A 787-nucleotide genomic window follows, 5' to 3' on the forward strand; every position below is an offset into this window, starting at 1 on the left:
TACCGACTTTAACTGTTATCGTTATTTTAATAATGGATTTATAGTAGATATTTGCAGTAAATGCTGTAACATTATTAATCATTGTTATATTTCCTCTGTCATTTACAACTTTAATAATTTTATTATTTATTAATTTGTATTCGATCATTTCTTCACCTTTATGTAAAATGATACGCTGTTGCCTAATTTCAATATCGTTTTTATCTACACCTTTAAAATCCTCTAGAATATCTCTTGAGAAAAATTCGAAATCTACAGTTGTTAATTCCCTACTTTCAATTAGAAAAGTTTTGCTAAGTCTAATTAAGTCTGGAACAATTAGTAAAATTATACTTATAACCATCATCGCTACTAACATTTCAATAAGCGAAAAAGCTTTGACATTAATACTGTATACATGTCTTTTGATAAGAAGTGGTATTTTTTGAAATAGCACAAATTTGTTGGTCACTTTGCTTAATATCATATTTCCCTATAGTTACCCCCTTCTTAAGTTCTTCTTTATTAATTTTAGATACAGTCGTCAAAATTACTTTAGAAGCATCAATTGATTGTAGTTTATGGTTTATACTCGCTTGCATTTGATTCATCATTGGTATCAATAGTAATGTAATCAATCCAATTAGCAAAAATCCAGCCATACTATCTATTAAGAATGATCCTTTACACTTATAGCTTTTCATAACGAATTCTTCCTTTTTCAATATGGAATATTATTCTATAAATTGAATTGTTATTGTCAATTGTTATGCTACCAAATTTATTGATATTCCCTTTTTTATCAAAG

Annotated in this window: 2 protein-coding genes and 1 pseudogene; all 3 read right to left on the reverse strand. The window is 26.7% G+C overall.

Annotation, left to right across the window (positions count from 1 at the left end; all coding sequences use genetic code 11):
• Positions 1-466 (reverse strand): competence type IV pilus minor pilin ComGF (locus IDG60_RS27850; RefSeq protein ID WP_206161001.1); only part of this gene is annotated, 466 nt, incomplete at its 3' end.
• Positions 384-683 (reverse strand): hypothetical protein, encoded by a 300-nt coding sequence (locus IDG60_RS27855; protein WP_000844410.1) that lies wholly within the window; start codon positions 681-683, stop codon positions 384-386. The genes IDG60_RS27855 and IDG60_RS27850, both read right to left, overlap by 83 nt.
• Positions 670-787 (reverse strand): annotated as a pseudogene (locus IDG60_RS27860) (competence type IV pilus minor pilin ComGD); the annotation flags it as partial. The gene IDG60_RS27855 and the pseudogene IDG60_RS27860, both read right to left, overlap by 14 nt.

It is taken from the genome of Staphylococcus sp. EG-SA-2, assembly GCF_017152085.1.